Origin of the sequence: Halorubrum aidingense JCM 13560, from assembly GCF_000336995.1 — an archaeon.
In the GTDB taxonomy this organism is placed as follows: Archaea; Halobacteriota; Halobacteria; order Halobacteriales; family Haloferacaceae; genus Halorubrum; species Halorubrum aidingense.
Window position 1 is genome coordinate 84,836 of record NZ_AOJI01000022.1, and the last position, 25,663, is coordinate 110,498.

Annotated in this window: 25 protein-coding genes and 3 tRNA genes; 17 read left to right on the plus strand and 11 right to left on the minus strand. The window is 69.2% G+C overall.

The window, feature by feature from the left end; translation table 11 throughout:
• Positions 1 to 20 precede the first annotated feature (20 nt).
• A tRNA-Ser gene (locus C461_RS07225) sits at positions 21 to 106 on the minus strand.
• A gap of 349 nt (positions 107 to 455) precedes the next feature.
• Here C461_RS07225 and C461_RS07230 point away from each other — a divergent pair.
• The 5 genes from C461_RS07230 to C461_RS07250 all read left to right on the plus strand — a co-directional run bounded on the left by C461_RS07230 (position 456) and on the right by C461_RS07250 (position 3,674).
• Positions 456 to 1,496, plus strand: a complete 1,041-nt coding sequence (locus tag C461_RS07230) for a zinc-binding dehydrogenase (RefSeq protein WP_007999955.1) — start codon at positions 456 to 458, stop codon at positions 1,494 to 1,496.
• Complete coding sequence (locus tag C461_RS07235; protein WP_007999956.1) at positions 1,486 to 1,821, plus strand: hypothetical protein; 336 nt, start codon at positions 1,486 to 1,488, stop codon at positions 1,819 to 1,821. Before C461_RS07230 ends, C461_RS07235 begins: the two co-directional genes overlap by 11 nt.
• 102 nt (positions 1,822 to 1,923) lie before the next feature.
• The gene (gene cmk, locus C461_RS07240) at positions 1,924 to 2,502 is read left to right on the plus strand and encodes a (d)CMP kinase (RefSeq protein ID WP_007999957.1); all 579 of its coding nucleotides are present in this window, start codon (positions 1,924 to 1,926) and stop codon (positions 2,500 to 2,502) included.
• Between the two features lie 22 nt (positions 2,503 to 2,524).
• Positions 2,525 to 3,508, plus strand: coding sequence for an RNA-guided pseudouridylation complex pseudouridine synthase subunit Cbf5 (locus C461_RS07245; protein WP_007999958.1), 984 nt, complete (start codon positions 2,525 to 2,527; stop codon positions 3,506 to 3,508).
• 95 nt (positions 3,509 to 3,603) lie between these two features.
• A tRNA-Pro gene (locus tag C461_RS07250) sits at positions 3,604 to 3,674 on the plus strand.
• A gap of 107 nt (positions 3,675 to 3,781) precedes the next feature.
• Here C461_RS07250 and C461_RS07255 read toward each other — a convergent pair.
• Complete coding sequence (locus C461_RS07255; protein WP_007999959.1) at positions 3,782 to 4,912, minus strand: redoxin domain-containing protein; 1,131 nt, start codon at positions 4,910 to 4,912, stop codon at positions 3,782 to 3,784.
• Positions 4,909 to 5,544 (minus strand): DsbA family oxidoreductase, encoded by a 636-nt coding sequence (locus tag C461_RS07260; protein WP_007999960.1) that lies wholly within the window; start codon positions 5,542 to 5,544, stop codon positions 4,909 to 4,911. The genes C461_RS07255 and C461_RS07260 overlap by 4 nt, the downstream gene beginning before the upstream one ends.
• A gap of 117 nt (positions 5,545 to 5,661) precedes the next feature.
• On the opposite strand from C461_RS07260, the gene C461_RS07265 reads away from it, so the two are divergent.
• Positions 5,662 to 7,137 carry a replication factor C large subunit gene (locus C461_RS07265; protein WP_007999962.1) on the plus strand — a complete coding sequence of 492 codons (1,476 nt, stop codon included), beginning with the start codon at positions 5,662 to 5,664 and terminating at the stop codon, positions 7,135 to 7,137.
• Here C461_RS07265 and C461_RS07270 read toward each other — a convergent pair.
• Positions 7,134 to 8,153, minus strand: a complete 1,020-nt coding sequence (locus C461_RS07270; protein WP_049906458.1) for a sensor histidine kinase — start codon at positions 8,151 to 8,153, stop codon at positions 7,134 to 7,136. The genes C461_RS07265 and C461_RS07270 overlap by 4 nt on opposite strands.
• 251 nt (positions 8,154 to 8,404) lie before the next feature.
• On the opposite strand from C461_RS07270, the gene C461_RS07275 reads away from it, so the two are divergent.
• Positions 8,405 to 9,478 (plus strand): alcohol dehydrogenase catalytic domain-containing protein, encoded by a 1,074-nt coding sequence (locus C461_RS07275; protein ID WP_007999966.1) that lies wholly within the window; start codon positions 8,405 to 8,407, stop codon positions 9,476 to 9,478.
• A gap of 23 nt (positions 9,479 to 9,501) precedes the next feature.
• Here the strand turns inward: C461_RS07275 and C461_RS07280 are convergent, their stop codons facing one another.
• The 6 genes from C461_RS07280 to C461_RS07305 all read right to left on the minus strand — a co-directional run bounded on the left by C461_RS07280 (position 9,502) and on the right by C461_RS07305 (position 14,634).
• A complete protein-coding gene (locus tag C461_RS07280) occupies positions 9,502 to 10,428 on the minus strand; it encodes an amino acid ABC transporter permease (RefSeq protein ID WP_007999967.1) in 927 nt (308 codons plus the stop codon).
• Positions 10,428 to 11,174 (minus strand): amino acid ABC transporter ATP-binding protein, encoded by a 747-nt coding sequence (locus tag C461_RS07285; RefSeq protein ID WP_007999969.1) that lies wholly within the window; start codon positions 11,172 to 11,174, stop codon positions 10,428 to 10,430. The genes C461_RS07280 and C461_RS07285 overlap by 1 nt, the downstream gene beginning before the upstream one ends.
• Positions 11,171 to 11,950 (minus strand): amino acid ABC transporter permease, encoded by a 780-nt coding sequence (locus C461_RS07290; RefSeq protein WP_007999971.1) that lies wholly within the window; start codon positions 11,948 to 11,950, stop codon positions 11,171 to 11,173. Before C461_RS07290 ends, C461_RS07285 begins: the two co-directional genes overlap by 4 nt.
• A 1-nt stretch (position 11,951) precedes the next feature.
• Positions 11,952 to 12,749: a basic amino acid ABC transporter substrate-binding protein gene (locus C461_RS07295; RefSeq protein WP_007999973.1), complete on the minus strand. Its 798-nt coding sequence runs from the start codon at positions 12,747 to 12,749 to the stop codon at positions 11,952 to 11,954.
• Positions 12,750 to 12,811: 62 nt separating this feature from the next.
• Positions 12,812 to 13,648, minus strand: a complete 837-nt coding sequence (locus C461_RS07300; RefSeq protein ID WP_049906460.1) for a COX15/CtaA family protein — start codon at positions 13,646 to 13,648, stop codon at positions 12,812 to 12,814.
• A gap of 530 nt (positions 13,649 to 14,178) precedes the next feature.
• The gene (locus C461_RS07305) at positions 14,179 to 14,634 is read right to left on the minus strand and encodes a DUF5814 domain-containing protein (protein ID WP_007999979.1); all 456 of its coding nucleotides are present in this window, start codon (positions 14,632 to 14,634) and stop codon (positions 14,179 to 14,181) included.
• 209 nt (positions 14,635 to 14,843) lie between these two features.
• Between C461_RS07305 and C461_RS07310 the strand changes: the two genes are divergently transcribed.
• The 4 genes from C461_RS07310 to C461_RS07325 all read left to right on the plus strand — a co-directional run bounded on the left by C461_RS07310 (position 14,844) and on the right by C461_RS07325 (position 18,751).
• Positions 14,844 to 14,916 (plus strand) — tRNA-His (locus C461_RS07310).
• 269 nt (positions 14,917 to 15,185) lie between these two features.
• Entirely contained in the window at positions 15,186 to 15,944 is a 759-nt protein-coding gene (locus C461_RS07315) for a coenzyme F420-0:L-glutamate ligase (RefSeq protein ID WP_007999981.1), read from the plus strand.
• Between the two features lies 1 nt (position 15,945).
• Complete coding sequence (locus tag C461_RS07320; protein WP_007999983.1) at positions 15,946 to 16,929, plus strand: 5,10-methylenetetrahydromethanopterin reductase; 984 nt, start codon at positions 15,946 to 15,948, stop codon at positions 16,927 to 16,929.
• Between the two features lie 157 nt (positions 16,930 to 17,086).
• Positions 17,087 to 18,751, plus strand: a complete 1,665-nt coding sequence (locus C461_RS07325) for a methyl-accepting chemotaxis protein (protein ID WP_007999986.1) — start codon at positions 17,087 to 17,089, stop codon at positions 18,749 to 18,751.
• A 53-nt stretch (positions 18,752 to 18,804) separates the two neighbouring features.
• On the opposite strand, the gene C461_RS07330 is transcribed toward C461_RS07325, so the two are convergent.
• Complete coding sequence (locus C461_RS07330) at positions 18,805 to 19,044, minus strand: hypothetical protein (RefSeq protein ID WP_007999988.1); 240 nt, start codon at positions 19,042 to 19,044, stop codon at positions 18,805 to 18,807.
• Positions 19,045 to 19,153: 109 nt separating this feature from the next.
• Between C461_RS07330 and C461_RS07335 the strand changes: the two genes are divergently transcribed.
• From C461_RS07335 to C461_RS07360, 6 genes are all read left to right on the plus strand, one after another.
• Entirely contained in the window at positions 19,154 to 21,025 is a 1,872-nt protein-coding gene (locus C461_RS07335; RefSeq protein ID WP_007999990.1) for a site-2 protease family protein, read from the plus strand.
• Between the two features lie 101 nt (positions 21,026 to 21,126).
• Positions 21,127 to 22,413 (plus strand): ornithine cyclodeaminase, encoded by a 1,287-nt coding sequence (locus C461_RS07340; RefSeq protein WP_007999991.1) that lies wholly within the window; start codon positions 21,127 to 21,129, stop codon positions 22,411 to 22,413.
• A gap of 1 nt (position 22,414) precedes the next feature.
• Positions 22,415 to 22,966, plus strand: a complete 552-nt coding sequence (locus tag C461_RS07345) for a GNAT family N-acetyltransferase (protein WP_049906422.1) — start codon at positions 22,415 to 22,417, stop codon at positions 22,964 to 22,966.
• 72 nt (positions 22,967 to 23,038) lie between these two features.
• Positions 23,039 to 24,013 (plus strand): Gfo/Idh/MocA family protein, encoded by a 975-nt coding sequence (locus tag C461_RS07350; protein ID WP_007999995.1) that lies wholly within the window; start codon positions 23,039 to 23,041, stop codon positions 24,011 to 24,013.
• 114 nt (positions 24,014 to 24,127) lie between these two features.
• Positions 24,128 to 24,553, plus strand: a complete 426-nt coding sequence (locus C461_RS07355; RefSeq protein WP_007999997.1) for a universal stress protein — start codon at positions 24,128 to 24,130, stop codon at positions 24,551 to 24,553.
• A gap of 95 nt (positions 24,554 to 24,648) precedes the next feature.
• A complete protein-coding gene (locus tag C461_RS07360; RefSeq protein WP_007999999.1) occupies positions 24,649 to 25,521 on the plus strand; it encodes a sulfurtransferase in 873 nt (290 codons plus the stop codon).
• The last annotated feature ends 142 nt before the right edge of the window (positions 25,522 to 25,663 follow it).

Below are 25,663 nucleotides of genomic sequence, written 5' to 3' on the forward strand. Positions count from 1 at the left end.
CGGTACTCGGTCCGTTCGAGCGTTGCGGCGGGGATTCGAACCCCGGAGGCAGTGACGCCACAGAGTTAGCAACCCTGCGCCTTGGGCCAGGCTTGGCTACCGCAACTCGCGTCGTATCATCGCCCTCGTGGACTCGGGACCCGGTGCCCCTGCAGTTCGTGCATCCGTACGGTCCCGCTTTCGCTACTTAAACATCACGGAACGCACGAGGGGATGAGGGCCTCTAGCACGGTCTGGGAGGGGCAGAGAGCCAACGGGTCGGCGGGCGCCACTAGCGGGTCGGCGGGCGCCACTAGCGGGTCGGCGGGCGCCACTAGCGGGTCGGCGGGCGCCACTAGCGGGTCGGCGGGCGTCACCGACGAGTCGGCGGGGGCCGCTGCGGAATCGTCTGCCCGGTACGAGCAGCGGGCGCCGTTTGGCGTACTGTTTAGTGGATGCCGCGGATGGGTCTGCGCATGAAGGCCGTTCAGTTCGACGCTCACGGCGACCGCGACGTGATCGAGTACGGCGAATTCCCGGACCCAGAGCCCGACCGCGGCGAGGTGCTCGTCGACGTCAAGGCGGGCGCGTTGAACCACCTCGACATCTGGACGCGACGGGGGCTCCCCGGCGTCGACCTCGAGATGCCCCACATTCCCGGCAGTGACGCCGCCGGCGTCGTCGAGGCGGTCGGCGAGGGCGTGACGCGGTTCGAACCGGGCGACCACGTCGCCGTGAGCGCGGGCGTCTCCTGTGGCACCTGCGAGTTCTGTCGCGACGGCGAGGAGTCGCTGTGCCCGTCGTTCCACATCATCGGCGAGCACGTCCGCGGCGTTCACGCCGAGCTCGCGGCCGTCCCCGAGGAGAACCTCGTCCCGGTTCCCTCGGACGTCGACTGGGAGGTCGCCGGGTCCGCCTCGCTCGTCTTCCAGACCGCGTGGCGGATGCTCCAGACGCGCGCGGACATCGAGGCCGGCGAGAAGGTGCTCGTGCTCGGCGCCTCCGGCGGCGTCGGTCACGCGGCTGTCCAGATCGCCGACCACGCGGGCTGTGAGGTGTTCGCGACGGCCTCCACCGAAGAGAAGCTCTCGCACGCCGAGGCATGCGGCGCGGACCACGTGATCGACTACGAGACGAACGACTTCGCCGACGAGATCGCCGAGCTGACCGGCCGGCGCGGCGTCGACGTCGTCGTCGACCACGTCGGCGAGGCGACCTATCCCGACTCGCTGAAGTCGATGGCGAAGGGCGGTCGGCTCGTCACCTGCGGCGCGACCACCGGACCGAACCCCGGCGCCGGGCTCAATCGGATCTTCTGGAACCAGCTGTCCGTGATCGGCTCGACGATGGCGACGCCGGGCGAGGTCGACGACGTGCTCGAACTCGTCTGGGACGGGACCTTCGAGCCGCACGTCCGAGAGACGCTGCCGATGAGCGAAGCCGCGCGCGCCCACCAGATGCTCGAAAACCGTGAGGGCTTTGGTAAGGTGGTGGTAAAACCCGACAGTGAGTTCTGAGACCGAGGCCGGCGGCGACGCGGACCGCTCCGCAGACGGCGGTTACGTCCACGCGCCCGAGGGTGACCCGAGCAGCGGCGGTCCCGTTTCGGGGGGCCCCGACGAGCCGGACGCCGACGGCTTCGGAACGCGGGGGTGGGCGCTGACGGCCGTGCTGTTCACTTGCGTCCTCGTCATCCCCGGAGTCATCTACCTCTACCCGTACGCGGCCGGCGCGTTCGGGTTCACGTTCTTCGCGACGTACCTCGCGCTCCCGCTCGTCCCCGCGCTCCTCCTCGGACTCGTCGCGGTCTGGTCGATGACCGCGGCGACCCGCGATCAGTGACCGGGCCTCCGCGATCAGTAACCGGGCCTGCGTCACCTTCTCTCTCGCCCCGCGTCGGCGCCGAACGACAACCGTTTTGAACGAGTCACGCGCAGTAGCGATATGTTGATCACCGTCTCCGGCCCGCCGGGAAGCGGGAAGAGCACGAACGCCGCGGGACTCGCCGATCGGTTGGGGCTCGATCACGTCTCCGGCGGCGACATCTTCCGCGAGATGGCCGCCGAACGCGACATGACGCCCGTCGAGTTCAACGAGTTCGCCGAGAACGACCCCCAGTTCGACCGCAACCTCGACCGTCGGCTCCACGAGATCGCCACGACCAGCGACGACCTCGTGCTCGAGTCGCGGCTCGCCGGCTGGCTCGCGGGCGACCACGCCGACTTCCGGTTCTGGTTCGACGCCCCCGTCTCGGTCCGCGCCGAGCGGATCGCCGAGCGCGAATCGAAGCCCGTCGACCGCGCGAAGGCGGAGACAGAGCGACGCGAGGCCTCCGAGCGGAAGCGATACCTGGAGTACTACGACATCGACATCGACGATCTCTCGATTTACGACGCCGCGTACAACACCGCCCGCTGGAGCCCCGGCCGCTTCCTCGACGTGCTCGTCGCGACGGTCGAGGCGTACGAGCCCGTCGACGACGAAGGGAAAGCCCCGATCGAGGGCGTGAACTACGACTTCTGACCGTCGCGAACAGTATCCCCGCATGACCCGACACCCCGACGACACCGACCGCGATCCGCTTCGTGCCCCGCCCGGCGAGCGCTCCGTGCCCGAGCTGCTCCGATTCGGCGTCGTCAACGTCGACAAGCCCGCCGGCCCGTCCTCCCACCAGCTCTCAGCGTGGGTTCGAAACGCGATCAACGAGACGCTCGCGGCGCTGGACCCCGACGGCGAGGCGATAGACGGGGTCGCACACGCCGGTACGCTGGATCCGAAAGTCACCGGCTGTCTCCCGACGCTCACCGGCGACGCGACGCGGGCTGCCCAGGTCTTCTTGGAGGGGGGCAAAGAGTACGTCTCGGTGCTCGAACTCCACGGGCCCGCCCCGACCGATTTCCGCTCGGTCGCCGCCGAGTTCGAGGCCGAAATCTACCAGAAGCCGCCGCGCAAGAGCGCAGTGACTCGCCGGCTCCGGACGCGAACAATCCACGATTTGGACGTACTGGAGGTCGAGGAACGACGGGCCCTCCTCCGAATCGGGTGTGAGTCCGGCACGTACATCCGAAAGCTGTGTCACGATATCGGGCTCGCGACGGGCGTCGGCGCGCACATGGGCCACCTCCGCCGGACCGCGACCGTCCCGTTCGACGACAGCGATCTCCACACCCTCCAGGACCTCTTCGACGCGCTCGCGTGGGCCGAGGACGGCGACGACGCGCTCCTCCGCGAGGTTGTCCGCCCCGCCGAGGACGCGCTGGTTCACCTTCCCTCGGTAACCGTCGCCCCCTCCGCGGCCCGCAACGTCGCCACCGGCGCGCCCGTGTACGCGCCCGGCGTCATCGACGTCGATACCGCCGATTTCGGCGACGACGCCGACCGCAACGCGAGTGACGGTGCAGACGGGGACGACGCGCCGCTCGTCGCCTGCCACACTCCCGACGGCGCCGCGGTCTGTCTCGGACGGCTCGTCGGCGATCCCGACGCCGACTCGGGCGTCGTCGTCTCCCTGGAACGCGTTCTCGTCTGATCGGACGACTGCGACGCGGTCGGCGGTCCGTCACGGACCGGGCGACCGAAGCGAAGTCCTTAATTACCGGACTCACATGTTTTCGGATGCAGACAGGGACCGTGGGGTAGTGGTATCCTCTGCGGATGGGGTCCGTAGGACCTGAGTTCGACTCTCAGCGGTCCCATCAGAAATTTTGAGGATTGCTATAAACGACAGCCTTAGCCACCTCTACCACCCGAAAACCGCATTCTGGGGTGCACGATAAACCGCCTCAGACGCGGCCCCAATCGCTCACTCGGCCGGCGACGATCGCCGCTCCGGGTGCTCGAACGCGAACGTCTCGGTCCGTATCATCTCCAGCGTCTCTTCGACGGAGGGGCGATCGCCCCAGAACGTCCCGTAGTACGCGAACCGAACGGTGCCCTCGGGGTCGATGACGACGGTCGCGGGTCGGTTGATGTACTCGGCGTGGACGGCGTACGCCATCGGGTCGACCCCGTACGCGGCGCCGACTGCCCCCGCGCGGTCGATCAGGTGCGGCCACCAGATCCGGTCCGTGTACGTCTCGGCGAACGGTTCGTCGGCGAACCAGTACTCCGGCTCCAGCTCTTGACCGACCATCACCCGACCGCGGTACGCCTCGTGACACTCGACGGTCGCCACGGTGACGTTCGCGTCGGCCAACTCCTCGCGGAGTTCGATCAGCTCGTCGAACTCGCGGTGACAGACCGGACACCAGTCGGCGAAGACCCAGATCAACACGGTCCAGCCGTCGCCGTCGCCACCGACGGCGTCCTCGAGGTCCCACGTCCGACCGTCGGTGTCCGGCAGCTCGAACGCGGGCGCCGACTCCCCGACGGTCACCCGTCCGAACGCCTCGGGATCGAGCGCCCGGAACGCCGCCGCGAGCTCGGGTTCGGCGACCGCGCCCTTCTCGATGCGATCGACCGCGAGTTCGGCCTGGTGGCGAACGTCCTTCGAGTCGTCGGCCGCCAGTCGGTCGCGGAGGAGCGCCAGCGACTCGTCGGCGCCGATCCGCCCGAGGGCGACGATCGCCTGCGACCGCGCCAGCGGGTCCGGGTCCTCGCGGACCACCCGTTCGAGCGCGTCCACCGCGGAGCGGGCCCGAAGAACCCCCAACGCCGTCGCGCAGACGTATCGGACCTGCACGTCGTCGTCCCGCAGCCCGGCCGCGATGTCCGCCGTCGCGTCGTCGCCGCCTCGGACGAGGTCGCGGACGGCGAGCAGCCGCACGCGCCAGTCCTCGTCGGCGAGGTCCGCGATCCCGTGCTCCGCTACCGTCCGATCGATCGTAAAGCTCGTCTCATCGAGCGGGTGGAACTCGCGTGCGCGGACCCGGTCGAGGACCGCACCGACCGGGGGGCCGTCGGAGACGGAGTCGTCCCGGGTCGGCGACGTCACACGCCCTCGACGAGCCGTTCCAGCTGTTCTGGCGGAACCGCACCGCGGGCGGCGTGCCCCTCGTATGCAAACGTCGGAACGCCCGTGACGCCGTCGCGCTGCGCGTCGACGAAGCGCTCGCGGAGCCGATCCCGACGGTCCTCGTCCGCGACCGCGCTCCGGACTTCCTCGCCGTCCAGTCCCACCGAGTCGGCGATCTCCGCGAGCACGTCGACGTCGCCGATGTCTCGGCCGTCGACCCAGAGGGCCTCGAAGATCGCCTCGTCGAAGTCGAGCCACCGGGCGGGATGCTCCGCGCTCACGTACCACGAGGCGACCTGCGCGTCGAAGGAGTCAACCTCGTCCGGGAGGTCGTCGAGGTCGAGCATCTCCTCGGCGTCGTACTCCGTTTTCAGGCGCGCCACGTTCTGTCGAACCTGGTCGAAGTACGCCTCGTCTTTGCCGTCGTCGACGGAGTGGTCGATCTCGCCGTCGGGGCCGCGCTTCTGACTCCGGAGGTCGAACGGCCGCCAGTCGATGTCGAGGTCGTCCTCTCGCGTCTCTAGATAGGCGTCCAACGACTGTCGGCCCAGGTAACAAAACGGACACACGTAGTCCGAATACACGGTGATGTCGTCGCTGGTCTGCGTCATTGCTCGCGGGTACGGGCGCCGGCCTGATAAGGGCCCTAGTGAGGGTGACGTTACCGGGGTCGACGTCGCCCGGACACCTCCGGAACCACTAAACGCCGGACAACCCTACCGCCGGTAATGGCCGATTGGACGGAGAAGTACCGCCCGAGCACGCTCTCGGAGGTCCGCGGCAACGACAAGGCCCGCGACGCGTTCGCGACGTGGGCGCGCTCGTGGGACGATCACCGCGAGGCGGTCGTCCTCCACGGGAGCCCGGGCGTCGGGAAGACGAGCGCGGCCCACGCGCTCGCGAACGACATGGGCTGGGAGACGGTCGAACTGAACGCCTCCGACCAGCGCACCGCCGACGTCATCGAGCGCTTCGCGGGGCGGGCGGCTCGCAACGCCACCCTCGGCGGGAGCGCGGCCGGCGGCGGCGCCGCGGGCGGCGACACGGCCTCTCGCCAACTCGTCATCTTAGACGAGGCCGACAACATCCACGGCAACTACGACCGCGGCGGCGCCTCGGCGATCACGGAGCTGGTCAAGGAGTCGGGCCAGCCCATCGTCCTCATCGCCAACGAGTTCTACGACATGTCCCGCGGGCTCCGCAACGCCACCCAAGAGATCGAGTTCCGCGACGTCTCCGCGCGCTCCATCGTCCCAGTGCTCCGAGACGTCTGTCGGAAGGAGGGGATCGAGTTCGAGCCCGACGCCCTCCAGCGGATCGCCGAGCGCAACCGCGGCGACCTCCGCGGCGCGATCAATGACCTGCAGGCCGCCACCGAGGGCCGCGACTCGATCGCGGTCGAGGACGTGGTCACCGGCGACCGCGACAAGGCGCTCGGCCTGTTCCCGTTTCTCGACGCGGTCCTCAAAGAGGAGTCCGCCGAGGAGGCGCTGCAGTCGGCGTACGCGGTCGACGAGACGCCCGACGACCTCACGAAGTGGGTCGAGAACAACGTCCTCGACGTGTACGACCCGATGGAGGCGGTCCGGGCGTACGACTTTCTCGCGAACGCCGACGTCTGGCTGGGTCGCGTGCGCGCCACGCAGAATTACTCGTACTGGCGCTACGCGACCGACAACGCGGCCGCCGGGGTCGCCGCGGCCCGCGACGGCACCAAGGGCGGGTGGACCCGGTACGGGCGCCCGCAGTTCTGGGCCTCCTCGGACGCGACCGCGGACGAGGTCGTCGGACGGATCGCCGCCGCGAGCGGGTGTAGCATCGCGACGGCCCGACGCGAGGTGTTGCCGTTCCTCCAGACGGTGACGCACCACTGCAAGCCGCGCGATCTGACGGTCGCGATGGCGGCCGCCTACGACCTCGACGAGGCGGGCGTGTCCTTCGTCACCGGCTCCGGCGAGACGACGAACAAGGTGGAGTCGATCGTCGCCGACGCGCAGGCGCGGCGCGACCAGCTGATCGAGGACAACGCCGACGGCGCGTTCGCCGGCGTAGCCCGCGAGGCGGTAGACAACGGGTCGAAGTCGGACCCGACAGAGCCCGAAAGCCCTGACGGCACGAGCGACGACGAGGAACACAGCGAGGCTGAAAACGGCGACGACGGAAGCGAGGACGACGGGCAGGCCGGACTGAGCGACTTTCTCTAATCGCCGATCGTCGCGCCGTCGGTGTCGCCGCACCGCTCGCAGTCCACGCCGGTGAAGTCGAATCGCGCGCCCCCGTCGCGACCCTCCGTGACACTGACCGACCAGCCGTGTGCTTCCGCGATTCGCTCGACGATCGCGAGTCCGAAGCCGGTCCCGTCGTCGGCGGTGGAACGCCCCGGTTCGAAGACGGCGTCACGCTCCTCCGGGGGGATCCCGGTCCCGTCGTCGGCGACGTAGAACCCGTCCTGAAGCGGGCCGACGACGATCCGGACCGAGGGACCCGAGCGATCGTCGGAGTCGGGCGGGCCGCCGGCGGAGCCGTGCTCGATGCTGTTTCGGAAGAGATTCTCGAAGGCCTGCCTGAGTCGGCTCCCGTCGCAGTCGACGGTCGGCAGCGAGCCGTCGACGACGAGCGCCGCGTCCGCGTCGTCCCCCACCGTTCGCCACGCTCGGCGGACGACGTCTTCGAGGGCCGTCGTCGTCGTCTCCTCGACGGTTCGACCCTCTCGGGCGAGCGCGAGCAGGTCGGAGATGAGGTCGTCCATCCACCCGAGCGCGTCGCGCGCGCGGTTCAGTCGCTCGTCGGCCGCGTCGCCGTCGAGTTCCGTCGCCAGTTCGAGGTTGCCGACGGCGACCGAAAGCGGATTCCGGAGGTCGTGCGAGACGACGCTCGCGAACTCCGCGAGGCGTTCGCGCTCCCGTTCGAGCCGGCGGCGGCTCTCGAACCGCTCGCCGGCCGGGAACAGGTACCCGACCACGTCACCCCCCTCGGTGTGTGATCCGCGCTCGTGGACCCACGTCGGCTCGTCGTCGACGGTGAGGCGGTACGTGACGTCGATAGCGTCGCCGTCCAGCGCCGACCGGAGCCGCTCCCGGTCCGACTCGGCGACGGCCTCCAGCCAGCCGGTCCGCGGGAACGCCCCGACGTTCAGCTGAGGCTCGTCGGCCGCTTCGACGACGAATCGGGTCGGATCGCCGCCCGGACGTCGGTACGCCACCCCCGGTCGACGCTCCATCGGCTGAGACACATCTAAAATCTTACATTGGGGGATAATAAATCTTACTTGAATATCACTTCGATCCGAGGCTGTTATTACCACTAAAACGGCTGAATACAACGGTTTCGCTCCCGTAAGCCGTCTCTCACACGAGAATTGGGGAGAATCGGACCGAATAAACAATCTGTCGTATCACGAACGGTTCATATGTCTGACGCACTCCTGTAGCCGGGGAACGGTTTAACTTCCTCAGGGTCGCCGTACGCGGTATGCAGGCGGCGATCCTCAGAAACTACGGCGAACCGCTGACGATCCGCGAGGTGCCCGCGCCGGAGCCCGGTCCCGACGGGGCGGTGGTCCGCGTCGAGGCGTGCGGCGTCTGCCGGAGCGACTGGCACGCGTGGATGGGCCACGGCGAGTGGGCCGACGATCGGGTGCCCCGCGGGCAGATCCTCGGGCACGAGCCGGCGGGAGAGGTGGTCGCCGTCGGCGACGCTGTCGACCGATTCGAACTGGGCGACCGGGTGGTCGTCCCGTTCTCGCTCGGCGACGGCACCTGCCCGTACTGCCGTCGCGGCGCCGGCAACGTCTGCGGCGATGGGCGAGCGCTCGGCTTCGAACCGGCGGCGCCGGGCGCGTTCGCCGAACGGGTTCGGGTGCCCGGCGCCGACTACAACCTCGTCGAACGACCGCCGTGGCTCGACGCGACCGACGCGGCCGCGCTCGGCTGCCGGTACATGACCGCGTACCACGCGCTGGCCGAGCGGGCCGGCCTCGCCGGCGGCGACGCCCTCGCGGTCCACGGCTGCGGCGGCGTCGGCCTCTCCGCGGTTCAGATCGGTGACGCCCTCGGCGCGAGCGTCGTCGCGGTCGACGTCGACGACGACGCGCTCGCGGCGGCGGCCGATCTCGGCGCCGACCGCACGGTGAACGCCGCCGCCGTCGGCGCCGAGGGGGTGTCAGCGCGCGTTCGCGAACTGACCGACGGGGGCGCCGACGTCTCCGTCGACGCGCTCGGTATCGCCGAGACGTGCCGCAACTCGGTCCGATCGGTTCGACCGCGCGGGTGCCACGTGCAGGTCGGACTGACAACCGAGGCCGAGCGCGGCGAGGTCTCGCTGCCGACCGACTGGATGACCCGCTGGGAGGTGTCGTTCGTCGGCGCTCGGGGGATGCCGCCGACGAGCTACGACGACCTGTTCGCGCTCGTCGAAGCGACCGACGTCGATCCCGGCGCGCTCGTGAGCCGAGAGATTTCGCTCTCGGAGGTCTCCGAACGGCTGGCAGCGATGGGTACGTACGACGTTCGCGGCGTCGAGGTCGTCACTGAGTTCACGAAGTAGCGCCGTCGGCAGTCTCCCGCGAGCTATCGCTCGCGGTCGACGCCGAGTCCGGGGATCGAGACACGGGACTCGACCCGTTCCATCAGCTTCGAGGCCGTGAGCACCAACGCGAGGTACGTCACGCCCGTGACGATGAAAATCAGCGTGTAACGGAACGTCTCGGAGGCGATCTGATCGGCTCGGTAGTAGAGTTCGGGAACCGTGATGAACGCGGCCAACGAGGAGTACTTGATCAGGTACACGAACTCGTTGGTCCACGAGGGGATCGCGTATCGGAGTCCCTGCGGAAGCACGACGTAGTAGATCGTCTCCAGCTTCGAGAGACCGATCGCGCGGCCCGCGGTGATCTGTCCCTCTTCGACGCTCTCGATGGCGCCGCGGATGTACTCCGCCTGATAGGCGGCGCCGTTGAGCGTGAACCCGACGATCGCCACCCACACGACGTTTCGCGCGAACACGCCCGAGAGCGTGTCGGGGACGTAGCTCCCGAGGTTGAGCCCGTAGTGGAGCACGAACAGCTGCGCGAGGAGGGGCGTCCCGCGCAGCAGTTCTGTGTACGCCAGCGACACCCACGCGGAGAACCGGCCGTACACCCGCGTCACCGCCAGCGGGACCGCGATGAAGAAGCCGACGACGAGGCTCGCAGCGGTGATGACGACCGTCAGCCACGTTCCGCGGGCGATCTCCGGAGAGAGCTCGACGACGAACGCGGCGTCGGCCGCGTACGCCGCGATTCCCGGGATCGCGGCGAGTGTCGCCTCGACCGCGCCGGGCGGAACGAGCGGGTCGCCGACCGGGACGAGGACGCCGCCGAGCCACCGGTTGACCCAGCTGACGACCAGCCAGCCCCAGAACAGCGCGCCCGCGGCGACGAGGAGGAGGCGGCCCACCGAGCGGTCGGAGTCCGCCACACGTTCCCGCACCGTCGCGGGTCGCGTCGCGCCCGCCATCAGTCGTGGCTCGCGATGCGTTCGAGGAACCGGCCGGTCCGCTCCCGTTCCGGTCGTTCGAACAGCTGGTCGGGCGGACCGCGCTCGACGACGCGGCCGTCGTCTAAGAACACGATCTCGTCGGCGACCTCCCGCGCGAAGCTCATCTCGTGGGTGACGACGAGCATCGTCATCCCCTCGTCGACGAGCCCGTGCATCACCTCCAGCACCTCGCCGATGAGCTCCGGGTCCAGCGCGCTCGTCGGCTCGTCGAACAGCAGGAGCTTCGGCTCCATCGCCAGCGCGCGGGCGATGCCGACCCGCTGTTGTTGCCCGCCGGACAGCTCCGCGGGGTACGAATCGAACTGATCGCCTAACCCGACGCGTTCGAGCTGCGCTTCGGCGCGCTCGCGGGCCGCGGCCTCCGAGAGGCCGAGCACGCGCCGCGGGCCGAGCGCGACGTTGCCGACTGCGGTCAGGTGCGCGAACAGGTTGAACCCCTGGAACACCATCCCGACCTCTCTGCGGAGGTCGTTGACGTCGAGATCCGGGGACAGCACCTCCTCGCCGTCGAGCAGGATCGATCCCTCCTGCGCCTCGGCGAGTCGGTTGACGCAGCGGAGCATCGTCGATTTGCCGGAGCCCGACGGACCGATGAGGACGGTCACGTCGCCGCGGTCCATCTCGAAGGAGACGTCGTGGAGCACCTGCTCGTCGCCGTACCACTTCGAGACGTCCGCTACCCGGAGGAAGCCGTCGTCACTCACGCCGACTCACCCTCCGGGATCGCGTAGTAGTCGCCGAGGTAGTCGAGCGCGCGGTTCGTCGTGAAGGTGAGGACGAAGTATATTGCACTGATAAAGAGGATGACTTCGAGCACTGCGGTCGTTCGCTCCGAGAACAGGTCGTACCCGCGGGTCAACAGCTCGGCGAGCCCGATCGCGAAGACGATGCTCGTGTCTTTCAAGACGATCGTGAACTCGTTTTGGAACCCCGGGATCGACCGTCGAAGCGCCTGCGGAACGACGACGTACCGGACCGCTTCGAGCCGCGAGAGCCCGATCGAGCGGCCGGCCTCCAGCTGGCCGGCGTCCACGCTGGCGAGCGACGCCCGGAAGATCTGTGACTGGTACGCGGCGCTTCGCAGGCCGAGCCCGAGTATCCCGGCGGTGACCGCCGACGAGATCGAGACGACGCCGAGGTTGATCTGCGGAACGCCGACGACGAAGTACATCACGATGAGGATCACGACGATCGGCGTGCCCCTGAGGACGACGCCCGCGGCGTTCACGGCCCGTTTGAGGTAGCCGCCGCCGTACACCTCGACCGCGCCGGCCGGGAACCCGACGACGAAACCGAGGAGGATGGACGCGACCGTGAGCCCGACCGTCAGCAGGACGCCGACGCCGAGGTAGTCCGCGTTCCGGAAGACGAACTCCCAGTCGGCAGCGTCGCCGATGATCGCGGGCGCGCCTCCGATCGGCGGCGCCCCGGCGGCGGCGCTCTCGACCGCGGCGAGCGCGACGGTCCATCCGGCAGCCATCCTACTCCTGCCCGAACCAGGTGGTGGTTATCTCCTCGTACGTCCCGTCGTCGCGAACGGTCGCGAGCCCGTCGTTCAGCGCCGACTGGAACTCCGACTCGCCCTGACGGAGGCCGAAGCCGAACTGCTCGCCGGTCTCCTCGACGAACGCGACTTCCACGTCGCGGCTGGCCGCGAACGTCTCGGCGACCGGGAGGTCGAGGACGACGGCGTCGATGTTCTCGTTTTCGAGGTCCTCGACCGCGAACACGTAGCTGTCGTACGACGAGTAGTCGTCCTCGCTGATGATTCCGGGATCGATGAGGTTCGCCGTCACCTGATCGGCGCCGGTCGTCCCAGACTGTGCGCCCACGCGGGCGCCGTCGAAGTCCTCCCACGCCCCGGGCTGGAAGTCGCCGCCCTCGCGGACGAGAATCGCCTGATCGGACTCCCAGTAGGGGTCCGAGAAGGCGATCGTCTCCTGACGGTCCTCGGTGATCGTCATCGCGGCGGCGATCACGTCGATCTCCTCGTTCTGCGTGAGCGCCGGGATGAGCGAGTCGAACTCGAAGGTCGCCCACTCGCCCAGCTCGTAGTCGGTCTCCGCGACGACGGCCTCCAGCAGATCGATGTCGAACCCGATCAGCTCGCCGTCTTCCTGCATCTCGAACGGCGGGAAGCCGGGCGCGGTGCCGGGCGTGATCGTGGTGCTGTCGTCGCCGAGACAGCCGGCGACTCCCGTCAGCCCGACGGCGCTCGACGCACCGGTCAGCTTCAGGTACGTCCGCCGACTCATGTCGGTCTGCGTGCGGTATGACATACGTGTGCGAGAACGGGAAGCGATTTTAAGCTTTCTTCCTCGGGCGGTACGTCGGCACCGCCTCAGTCTCCGGCGATCGGCTCGGCGGTCGCCTGCGTGCCGTCTATCGAACGGACGACCCACGCCGCGCCGGCCGCGAGCGCGACGGCGACGCCGAGCGCGACGAGGTTGAACTGCTGCCACAGGCTCGTGTACAACACGAGATCGCGTCCCAGAAGCAGCGTGACGATGAGCGCGGCCATCGAGCCCGCGGCGAGCGTCCGGACGGTGCCGACGGCGTCGCGGTCGACGCCGGCGTAGCCGGAGCCGACCGCCTCCGTGGCGTACGCGACCGTCGCGACGAGCCCGAGGTGTCCGGCCAGTCCCGTGACGTAGAAGGCCGCCTGTGCACCCGGTGAGTAGGTGACGAAGGGGACCGCCCGGGAGACGACCACGCTACCGAGGATCCCGACGAGGGCGATCCCGGTCGCGATCCGGAGCAGCTTCGGCGATCCGCGGCCGCCGCCCCAGATGGTCGCGAGAGCGAGGAGCGTGAAGATCGTCAGCGCGACGATCAGGTGCGCGGCGTGCGTGGACACGGTGTAGCCGCCGGGGACGAGCCCGCCGAGGGTGACCGTGACCGCGCCGACGGTGATCTGGAGGGGAAGGATGGCGACCGCGAGCGTCGCCGCCAGTCGGGTCCGCCGGTCGAGCCCGCCGAGCCACGTCCAGCCGGCGACGCCGATGATCAGGAAGCCGGTGACCATCGCCCAGACCCGGTGGAACCACTCGATGAAGTCCGGGTTGATCACGAGCGCGGGGATGAGCTGATCGGAGCAGAGCGGCCACTGGGCCTGACACGCCAGTCCCGAGCCGGTCGCTGCGGTGTACACGCCGAGCGCAAAGAGCGTCAGCGTCATCCCCGTCGTCGCCGCCGCGTACCGTCTGAACGTCAACCACGCGGGCCGAAGACTCATTGGCCGAATTCAGGCATGCGCGTACTTAGACCGTTCGGCCGCTCCACGCGGCCGGGAACGACGACGCGAACTGGAGCGCGGATCTCGCAGACTTCTGTGGAATGCAGTATATAAGTGAATAAGCGCAGCGGCGACAGTTGTTTATAAAAAACGGAGCGTCGGCGCGCTCCGGTGAGCGCCGCACGGCGGCGCGAACCGAGCGCGAGGGAGCCTGCGACGGCGCTTATAAGCGCCGTCGCGGCGAGGCTGGGGAGGCGTGAGGTGCTGGGCGGTTGCGGGGCTGTGCGGATCAGGGGCGTTGAAGCCGCTCACTGCGCCGTCAACGATTGATAAATACACGACTGCTGAGGGAGTCGCTCTATCAGCAACGGTTTATAAGCGATCGACGAGGGAGCCCGAGACTCTCACTGCCCTGTCACAGGGGAACACACGGCTGCCAGCACCGCCGGAACCACCCGCGATCGCGCGCCCGCTTACCCGGACAGTTCGCGTTTCGCCTGGCGCGCCCGCTCGGACATCTCCTCGTTGCCCTCGACGTCCGCGAGCGTCTCGATCGCCTCCAGGTTGCGGACCGAGTTGTCGAGGAAAGAGAGCACGTCGCCGGTGTACGCGTACACCATGTAGTCGTCCGTCATCACGTCGACGATCGCCTGCGGACCGAGCCCCTCGGCGCGGAGTTCGAGGACGTACCGCATGAACTTCTCCTCGGGACAGCCGCAGTAGGGGTTCGCCTGACAGTCGCAGTCGAGGAAGTCCTCGGCGAAGTCGAGGATGCGGTCGCGCGTCGTCGAGTCGAGCTTCGAGAGGCCGTCGCCGCTGTAGAGGATGTCGAGGGTCGCGCCGGCGAACGCCCCCTTCGGGATGCTCGTCTCCAGCTGTGAGGCGAGCTGTCGGTGGTTCTTCACGTAGATCTTGTCGGTGAACGCCACGGGTTGTCGGCGGTACGTCGCCGGGCGGCAAAAGGCGTGTGGTCGGTGTGACGCGCCGGGAGGCCGCGGGGCTGTGAGGTTGCGAGGTTGCGAGGCTGCGGGGCTACGAGGCGACGTGGCCGTCGACGACGCCCGAACGCCACCCCGTCACACGCCCGTCCGGGAGTCGTAACCGTTATTTATCAAAGCGGGATAGATATCGACGCGTGTCCGGGTTAGGGTAGTGGACTATCCTTCAGCCTTGTGGAGGCTGAGACGCGGGTTCGATTCTCGCACCCGGACCTTCTGCGGAACGTAGTGACGAAGCAGGACGGACGGCGAGATCGAATCACGCGAGACGAGCGGAGCGAGTCTCGCCTCGGGTTCGATTCTCGCACCCGGACCTTTTGTGGCGAGCAACTTCGTGAGCCACGAGGCTCTGTAGAGGGTCGAAGGAGGCGGTATTCGAACGGATCGCGACGCGAACGCGAACCGGAACGCCGGTCGGTCGAAAACCGTCAAACCGTCCCGGTACCGGCGGGGTTTTTCGTCGTCGCCGCACACGGGTGCGTATGGAGCTGTTTGCCGTTCCGGACCTCCCGGAGATCCGGGACGGAGACGATCTCGCGGCCATGATCGACGAGCGCGCCGACCTCCGCGAGGACGACGTGGTCGTCGTCGCCAGCACCGTCGTTTCGAAGGCTGAGGGGCGGACCTACAACCTCGACGACTTCGAGCCGAGCCCTCGCGCGAACGAGGTGGCCGACCGGCTCGCGGAGATCGCGGGCGACGAGAAGGACCCGCGCTTCGCGCAGGCCGTCCTCGAGGAGTCGGCGGAGCTGATCATGGAGGCGCCGTTCCTCCTGACGGCGACGCGCTTCGGCCACATCGGTGTCAACGCGGGCATCGACCGATCGAACGTCCCCGGCGGCGACCTGCTGTTGCTCCCGGAGCGCCCCTCCGAGAGCGCGGCGCGAATCCGCGAGGGGATCGCGGCCGACCGCGTCGTCGTCAGCGACACCTGCGGCCGCCCCTTCCGGCACGGTCAGCGCGGCGTCGCCATCGGCTGGGCCGGGCTACCGGCGAGCCGCGACTGGCGCGGCGAGCGCGACCGCGACGGCCGCGAGATGGGCGTCACCGTCCAGAACGTGATCGACGAACTCGCCTCGGCCGCCAACCTCGTCGCCGGCGAGGGCGACGGCGGCACCCCGGTCGTCGTCGTCCGCGACTGGGCGTTCGGCGACCACGAGGGGTCGGACAACCACTTCCGCGAGGTCGAGGGCGACTTCGTCCGGCAGGCGCTGCGCGACTGGAGCTACGAGGACCACTGACATGCTCGGCATCGAACTCACCCCCGAACACGACTTGCACCGTCTCGTCGACCTCGGCGTCCGCGCCGAAGCGGCCGGCTACGACGCCGTTTACTCGACGTGTCACTACAACAACCGCGACCCGTGGGCGTTCCTCTCGCAGCTGGCGACCGCGACGGAGTCGGTCCGGCTCGGCCCGGGCGTCGCCAACCCGTACGAGACCCACCCCGTGACGCTCGCCTCGCGAGTCGCCACCCTCGACGAACTCTCCGAGGGCCGCGCCGTCTTCGGACTCGGCCCCGGCGACCCGTCGACGCTCGCGAACCTCGGGCTCGCGGACGAACGCGGGCTCCGATCCGTGCTGGAGGCGTTCAAGACGGCCCAGAAGCTGTGGGCCGGCGAGCGGGTCGACCACGAGGGCACCTTCGACGCCAGCGAGGCGGGACTCAACTACGAGCCCCCGCAGGGCGCGGATATCCCGGTCCACGTCGGCGGCGAGGGGCCGCACATGTGCCGGATGGCCGCGAAGCACGCCGACGGGCTCCTCTACAACGGCTCGCACCCGAAGGACCTGGCGTGGGCTCGCGACCAGGTCGACGACGGGCTCGCCGACCGACCCGATCACCGCGGCGAGTTCGATCTGATCGCGTACGCCGCGGTCTCGGTCGCCGAGGACGCCGAGGCGGCTCGGGAAGCCGCGCGGCCGCCGGTCGCGTTCATCACCGCGGGCGCCGCACCGCCCGTCCTGAAGCGGCACGGCATCGATCCGGACGCCGCGTCTACGATCGGCGACCGCGTCTCGGCCGGCGAGTTCGGCGCGGCGTTCGAACTGGTCACGCCCGAGATGATCGACGCGTTCTGCATGGCCGGTACCCCCCAGACGGTTCGCGATCGGGCCGCCGCCGTGGCCGAGCACGCCGACGGGCTCGTCGTCGGGTCACCGCTCGGCCCGGACTTGGAGGCGAGCGTCGACCTCGCCGCCGAAGCGGTCGACGGGCTCTTCTAGCGCTCCCCGGATTGTCACGGGCTGGGAATCGAGAATCGCGCCTGATAACTTCGGGGAGAGGTTCATAACCCGCTTTCGTCGAGTGTCGAGTATGTCGAACGCGCCACGGCGACCCGCGGGCCTCCGGGGTCGCTACGAGTCCCTGCTCTGGGGAACGATGGACCGGCTCGGGATCTCGGAGTCGATAGAGCGGAAGGTCGTCACCGCCGTCGGGATCCAGTTTCTCGTCACCGTCGGAATCTTCCTCGCCCCGTTTCTGTTCTCCGGGCGGCGCTCGTACGTCGTCTCCGGCGTCCTGTTTCTCGGTGCGGTGGTTGCCATCTACAACACGCTGCTCATCGTTCGGCGCGATTTCGTCGCGCCGCTGCGCCAGTTAGAGGCCGGCGCCGACGCGATCGCGGCGGGGGATATCGACGGGCGTGGGACGGTCGGCGGCGCCGAGACCGCCCTCGCCGGCAGCGACCAGCCGGACGAGATCGGTAACCTCGTGAACGCGTTCACCGAGGTGCAGCGGTACCTCGGTACCGTCTCGGCGCAGGCGGAGGCGCTCGCGGCGCAGTCGTTCGACGACCCCGCGCTCGACGAGGACGTGCCGGGCGCGTTCGGCGACTCGCTGTCGGAGATGGCCGCGAACATGGCGGCGTACACGACCGAGCTCGAATCGCTCGTCGACGCCTTCGGCGACGCCGCCGAGCGGGCGCAAGGCGGCGATCTCACCGCGACGATCGACGCCGATGACCTCGCCACCGACGAGGACCGGTACGCCGAGCTCGTCGCGAACTACAACCGACTCGTCGCCACGCTCGGCGGGACCGTCGGCGACGTGCAGTCGTTCACCGGCGACGTCGCGGCCACGAGCGACGACGTGCGAGCGAGCATGGACGAAGTCGACGACGCCAGCGCCGAGGTCGCGCGCTCGGTCCAGGAGATTTCCGACGGCGCGGCCGCCCAGACCGACCAGCTGGAGGCCGTCTCCGGCGAGATGAGCACGCTCTCGGCGACCGTCGAGGAGATCGCGGCGTCGGCGGACGACGCGGCCGCGACCGCGAGGAGCGCCGCCGACCGCGGTCGGGCTGGCCGCGAGGAGGCCGCCGAGGCGATCGAGGAACTGGAGATGCTCGAAGCGCGGATCGCCGAGACCGCGACGGCCGTGGCCGACCTCGTCGATCGGATCGAGGAGATCGACGAGATCGCCTCCGTTATCGACGGAATCGCGGAGGAGACGAACCTGCTCGCGCTCAACGCCTCGATCGAGGCGGCGCGGGCGAACGGCTCCGGCGACGGGTTCGCGGTCGTCGCCGACGAGGTGAAGGCGCTCGCCGAGGAGACCCGCGCGGAGGCTGCCGAGATCTCCGGGCGGATCGACGAGGTGCAGAACGCGTCGGCCGGGACGGCCGCCGACGTCGAGGTGATGGAGTCGCAGGTCGCCGAGAGCGTGGACACGATCGAGTCCACGCTCCGGGAGTTCGAGGAGGTCGTCGAGGACGTGACGACGGTGGACGAAACGGTCCAAGAGATCAGCGACGCGACCGACGATCAGGCGCGGACGACACAGGAAGTCGTCGACATGGTCGACAGCATCGCGTCGGTGAGCCGGCAGACGGCGACCGAGGCGGAGACCGTCGCGGCGGCCGCCGAAGAGCAGACGGCGACCGTCTCGGAGGTGACGCGTCGCGTGCACACGCTCTCGGACCAGTCCGACGAGCTGTTGGCGACGCTCGACGAGTTCACGGTTCCTTCAGAGACGGGCGGGACGCCCGGTCAGCGGGATGCGGCGACCGGCCGGCGACCGGAGCGACAGCCGAGTCCGAGCGACGACTGACGCGGCGAGGAGCGTCCGACTACTGAGAGCGTCCGACTACTGAGAGCGCCCGGTTATTCGACTCGACCGCGATCGCCCAGCGAGGGCAGCGTCACGCCGATTTCGTTGAGGAGCGCGCCGACGACCGCGTAGCCGAAGGCGGCCACCGAGGCGATGATGAGCACCTGTCCGACGAGCACCAGCAGCACGGACAGCGGGTCGGCGGCGCCGAGGATCAGGTCGTTCAAGAAGATGTCGACGAACCGGCCGACGTCGCCGACCAGCCGCGAGACGAAGTCGATGAGCGCGATCATACACGGTCGTTGATCCGGGGGGTACTTGGGTGTTGAGTTCGCGGTCGGTTTTCGGCGACGGCTCTAGTAACCGAACGGCTTACACGCCGCCGACACGGACCTACCCGTCATGAACACGCTGTTGGACCTGTTCGCCGAGAACACGCTGTTGTGGGTCCTCACCGGGGTCCTCGCGTACTCCGCGGCCGCGATGTGGCTGCGCAACCGCGGCATCCTCCCCGACTCGATCGGTGTCTCCGGGCCGGTACTGACGATCCGCACCCTCCGCGGGCGCATCTTCCTCGACCGGCTCTCCCGCCCGAAGCGGTTCTGGCGGGCGATCGCGAACCTCGGGCTCGGCGGCGCGCTCGTCGCGATGGTCGGGTCGTTCGTCCTCATCATCTCCTCGGCGATCTCGGCGCTCGGTGCGAGCCAGCCCTCAGCGATCCAGCAGCCGCAGAACTTCCTCATCATCCCCGGGGTCAACGACTTCCTCCCGCTGTCTGTCGCCCCGGAGATCGTCGCCGGGCTTGCGATCGCGATGGTGATCCACGAGGGCGCACACGGTCTGCTGTGTCGCGTCGAGGGGATCGACATCGAGTCGATGGGGCTCGTCTTCTTCACGTTCCTACCGGTCGGGGCCTTCGTCGAGCCGAACGAGGAGGCGACCCAGTCGGTCTCTCGCGGCGCCCGCGCCCGGATGTTCGCGGCCGGCGTGACCGCGAACGCGCTCCTCACGATCGTCGTCTTCGCGCTGCTTTTCGGCCCGGTCGTCGGCGCCATTTCGCCGGCGCCCGGCTACGCGGTCGGCGAGGTGACGCCCGGATCGCCCGCCGCCGGCACGGACCTCGCGCAGGGCGATCGGATCATCGAGGTCGACGGCGCCCCCGTCGACACCGCCGCCGAGTTCGAGGCCGCCATCGCGGCGGCCGGCGACACCGTGACCGTCACCGCGGACGACGGCGACGGAACGCGGACCGTCGAACTGGAGCGCGAACTCCAAGTCATCGGTTCGGCGGGCGGGAACCCTCTCGGCGTCACCATCGGCGGTGAACCGGTGACGATCGAGTCGGTGAACGGCGAGGCGGTCGCGACCGAACGCGGGTTCTTCGCGGCCGTCGGCGAGGACGAGCGGGCGACCGTCGCCGTCGACGACTCGGAGGCGAACGAGAGTCTCGGCGGCGTGTCCGAGGCCGAGATCCCGATCGGCGCGTACATCGTCGGCCTCCAGACCGACGGGCCGCTCCACGACGCCGGCGCCCCGCTCGATCAGCCGATGACGATCGTCGAGATCGACGGCGAACGGATCCACGACAACGACGACCTCGCGACGGTGCTCGGCGACCGGGAGCCCGGCGCCACGGTCGAGGTCGTCGGGTACGGCCCCGACGACGAACGCGCGTCCTACGACGTCGAACTCGACCCGCACCCGAACCGCGACGGCGGGTTCATCGGCGTGAGCGTCTTCCCGGGAACGAGCGGGCTCGCGCTCGACGACATCGGCGTCTCCGAGTACCCCGCCGGCGCTTACCTCGAACTGCTCGGCGGCGACGGCGGCGAAGGCGCGACGGACGGCCTCGCGCTCGGCGGGCTGACCGACTCGCCGCTCGGGCTCGTGTTCGTGGCGCTCATTCTCCCGCTCGGCAGCCTGTTCGGGCTCCCGTTCAACTTCGCGGGGTTCACCGGCGAGATCGCCAACTTCTACGCGGTCGACGGGACGCTCGCGGCGCTCGGCGGCGGGACGTTCCTGCTGGCGAACCTGCTCTTCTGGACCGGGTGGATCAACATCCAGCTCGCGCTGTTCAACTGCCTGCCGGCGTTCCCGCTCGACGGGGGTCGGATCCTCCGCATGGTCGCCGAGGCGGTCGCGAGTCGGGTGCCGATCGACGACCGCCACGCCGCGGTCCGCACGATCACGGTCTCGTCGGGACTCGTCATGCTGTTCGGACTGGTCGCGATGATCTTCGGGAACCAGATCCTCTCGGCGGTCGGCGCCATCTGAGCCACCGGACACCGGGCGCGCCGGAGCGCGGCCCGCGAACGCCGACGGGCGACGTTCGCCGAATGGGAAACCGGTTTCTCCGCGCGGCGAAACGATGAGGTATGAGCCACTCACGCACTGTCGAGATCGAGGGCCACATCATCGACAGCGGGACGATGCAGCGCTGTTTCGGCGCGGTGATGGACCTCGGCGGCTCCTTCGACGTCGAGCAGTTCGACGTGGGGACCCACGAGGAGGCGGAGTCGTACTGTCGGATGGCCGTCTCCGCCGACGACGCGGAGACGCTGCAGGCCATTCTGCACGAACTCCACCAGAACGGCGCGATGTTGGAGAACCCCACCGACGTCGACCTCGTCTCCGCGCCCGCGGACAAGGTCGTCCCGCCGAACTTCTACTCCACGACGAATCACCCGACGGAAGTGCTGTACGACGGCGAGTGGATCGACGTCGAGCGGATCGAGATGGACTGCGCGCTGGTCGTGGAGCCCCACGGCGCCCCCGACGGCGGTCCCCGAGCGTACACGAAAGTGCTCAACGCCGTCGAGGAGGGGGACCTGATCGCGACCGACCAGTCCGGGATCCGGGTGCGACCGCCCGAGCGCCCGCGCAGCGGTGGCGGCGCCTTCGGGTTCATGCAGGGCGGCGTCTCCGCCGAGCGCCCCTCGAACTCGACGATCCGCGAGGTCGCCGCGGAGCTTCGCGAGGTGAAGGCGGCGGGCGGCAACGTGATGGTCGTCGCCGGTCCCGCCGTGATCCACTCGGGCGCGGGCGACGCGCTCGCTGATCTCGTCGCCGCCGGGTACGTCGACGCGCTGTCCGTCGGAAACGGGTTCGCCACGCACGACCTGGAGCGCTCGCTGTACGGCACCTCGCTCGGCATGGACGTCGAGACGCTCGAGCACCCGCGGAAGGGGCACAAACACCACATCTGGACCATCTCGGAGATCATCCGCGCCGGCGGGATCGAGGCGGCCGTCGAGGACGGGATCATCGGCGAGGGCGTGATGTACCAGTGCGTGAAAAACGACGTCGACACCGTGCTCGCGGGCTCGATCCGCGACGACGGCCCCCTCCCGGACACGATCACCGACGCGGTCGCGGCGCAGAACGCCATCCGCGATCAGGCCCACGAGGCCGACATCGTGCTCATGCTCGCGACGCTGCTGCACTCGGTCGCCGTCGGGAACTGCCTCCCGTCGACGACGAAGACCGTCTGCGTCGACATCAACCCCGCCACGGTCACCCAGCTGCTCGACCGCGGCTCCGCGCAGGCCGTCGGTATGGTCACCGACATCGGGACGTTCGTCCCCACGCTCGCGGAGTTCGTGCTGGACGCCGACGAACCGATCGACGAGAGCGTCGAATCCGCCGGCGCCAGTGGTGAGTGACGTGAGCGTCTCGCTCCGCCCCTACGACCGCGCGACCGACGCCGACGGCCTGTACGACTGCAAACTCGCCTTCGAGCGCGGCCTCGGCGAGAACACCGGCGGCGACGAGAAGGCGACGGCTTACGAAGGAAAGCTCACCGACGCCTACCGAGAGCGGTGGCTCGCGTGGGTCGACCGCTGCGTCGCCGACGACCCGCGGTGCGTGACGGTCGCGGTCGACGAGAACGGCGACTCGGCCGACGAGAACGGCGGTTCGGCCGACGGGAGCGACGGCGTCGTCGTCGGCTACGTCTTCGTCCTCCCCGAGCGCCTCGCGATGATCTGGGACGCCGCCGTGATCAACGAGCTGTACGTCGCTCCCGGCCACCGCGGCACCGGCGTCGCCGACGACCTCATGACTGCCGCCGTGGACCTCGCGGGCGATCAGACCCTCCCGCTCGATCGGATCGTCCTCGACGTGGACCCGAAGAACGGCCGCGCCCGCGCCTTCTACGACCGCTACGGCTTCGAGCCGTGGGGCGAGATGGTCGCGCGACCGCTCGGCGACAACTGACCGGGAGTCCGCGGCCGTCCCTCCGCGGCCGGCCTCCGAAACTACAAACGTCTCTACCTGTTCTGCGGTTCCATGTACGACATCGGCATCGTCGGCTGCGGCGTGATCGGGAATCGGCTCGCCGCCGCGATCGACGCCCACGACCGCTACGAACTCGCCGCCGCCTGCGACCTCGACGCCGACCGCGCCGCGTCGCTGGCGGCCGACTACGGCACCGACGCGACCGCGACGACGACCGACTACGAGGCGCTCGTCGCGATCGAGGGGCTCGACGCGGTCTACGTCGGCGTGCCCCCGCTCGCGCACCGCGAGGTCGTCGCGAGCGCGCTCGACGCCGGCCGACACGTGATCTGCGAGAAGCCGATCGCGGCCGACGCCGAGACGGGCCGCGAGATGGTCGCGCTCGCCGCGGCGACGGACCGCGTCACGGCCGTGAACCTCCCGTTCCGGTACACGCCGGGGTTCGTCCGCCTTCGCGAGCTGGTCGCCGAGGGGGCGATCGGCGACCCGCGTCGCGTCGAGTTGCGCTTCCGCTTCCCGCAGTGGCCCCGCGAGTGGCAAGACGTCTCGTGGCTCGAGTCCCGCGAACAGGGCGGCCCGCTGCGGGAGGTCGGGACCCACTTCCTGTTCGGCGTCGAGGAGCTGTTCGGCCGGGTCGGCGCGGTGAGCGCCGACGTCGGGTACTCCGGCCCGGCGGCCTACGAGAACGACGCCGTCGCGACGTTCCGCGCCGGCGGCGTCCGCGGGACCCTCGATCTGTTGTGCGACCACGCCGGCGCCGAGGAGAACTCGATCACGGTCGCCGGCGATCGCGGATCGCTGTCGCTGACGGGGTGGTACCGGCTCGTTCGCGACCGCGGCGGTCCGGACGAGGCGGTGCTGGTCGGCGAGCGGGGCGACACCACGGCGGCGTTGCTCGACGAGTTCGCGGCCGCGATGGACGGCGAGGGAGGCGATCTCGTCTCGTTCGAGGCGGCGGCGCGGGTCCAGCGGATACTCGACGCGATCCACGCGTCCGACGGCGACCGGATCGACCTCAGCGACTGACGGCAACCGGACGACTGTCGCCGATCTCGACGACTGACGGCAACCTCCTCTCGAACCACCACGGCGTGGGAACGCCGGACAGATGTTATGTACTCGCTCGCAGTATGTTCAGTCATGAGCTATCTGGTTGCCACTGACGGGTCTACAGAGGGCGACAACGCGGTCAGGTACGCGGCCCGGCAGGCGGTCGCGTTCTACGAGACGCTGGTGATCGCACACGTGTTGACCCCGGACTCGGAGCTTATCGACGGGACGCTCATCCTCCCGGGCGAGGAGGCCGCCGTCGAGGCCGGCGAGGACATCCTCGCGAACGCGCGGCGGCTCGCCGACGAGGCGGTCGGCGACGAACCGATCGACGTCGAGACGCAACTGCTCACCGGGCGGCCGGCCGACGCGATCACCCAGTACGCCCGCGAGCAGCCGGTCGACGCGATCTACGTCGGTCACCGCGGGCTGAGCGAGGAGCGCGAACAGGTCGTCGGCAGCGTCGCGAAAAGCGTCGTCGACAAGGCGAACGTCCCCGTGACGGTGATTCGGTGACCCGCTAAACGCCCCTCGACGCCGGGCGTCCGAGACGACGGCAATGTCCACCCGTACCGCACCTTCAAAACAGGTTGGGCGCGTAACACAACCCGATGACAGACGACGTACTCGTCACGGCGGATTGGGTGGAATCGAACCTCGACGCGTTCCAGGACGACGACTCGGACCTCCGGCTCGTCGAGATCAACAATCCGACCGTCACCGACGAGTCGGAGTACACGCCCTACGAGGAGGGACACATCCCCGGCGCGCTGAACTTCGAGTGGGACGAGGTCTTCACCGACGAGACGGAGCGCGACATCGTCTCGAAGGAGAACTTCGCGGAGCGAAACGGCGAGGGCGGCATCGACGCCGACACGACGGTCGTCGTGTACGGTGGCGGGCGCGTCCCGAACTGGTTCGCGCTGTTCGGCTACTGGATCTACAAGTACTACGGTCACAAGGACGTGCGCGTGATCGACGGCGGGAAGGGGTACTGGGTCGATAACGACTACCCGCTCACGACTGAGGTGCCCGACTTCACCCCGCGTGAGTACGAGGCCCGCGGTCCCTTCGAGAGCGTCCGCGCGTACAAAGACGACATCGACAAGGCCATCGAGGAGGGGATCCCGATGGTCGACGTCCGCTCCCCCGAGGAGTTCTCCGGCGAGGTCATCGCCCCCGAGGGGCTCAACGAAACGGCCCAGCGCGGCGGCCACATCCCCGGCGCGAGCAACGTTCCGATCGGAACCACCCTGAACGAGGACGGGACGTTCAAGAGCGCCGACGAACTCCGCGAGCTGTACTCGGACGCCGGTGTCGACGGCGACGAATCGACGATCACCTACTGCCGCGTCGGCGAGCGCTCGTCCATCGAGTGGTTCCTGCTCCACGAACTGCTCGACTACGACGACGTCCGCAACTACGACGGCTCGTGGACCGAGTGGGGGAACCTCGTCGGCGCGCCGATCGAGACGGGCGAGTAGGCCGCCAGCCGGCACACGACATCGTTCATTTTTAACCTCCGCTGACGGCGAGCGGTCGGAATCCTCGGCCGTCTCAACACGCTGAGCGACGGGGCGGTCGACCGGTCTCGACCGCAATCGGTGAGCGGTTGTGCAAACGTAT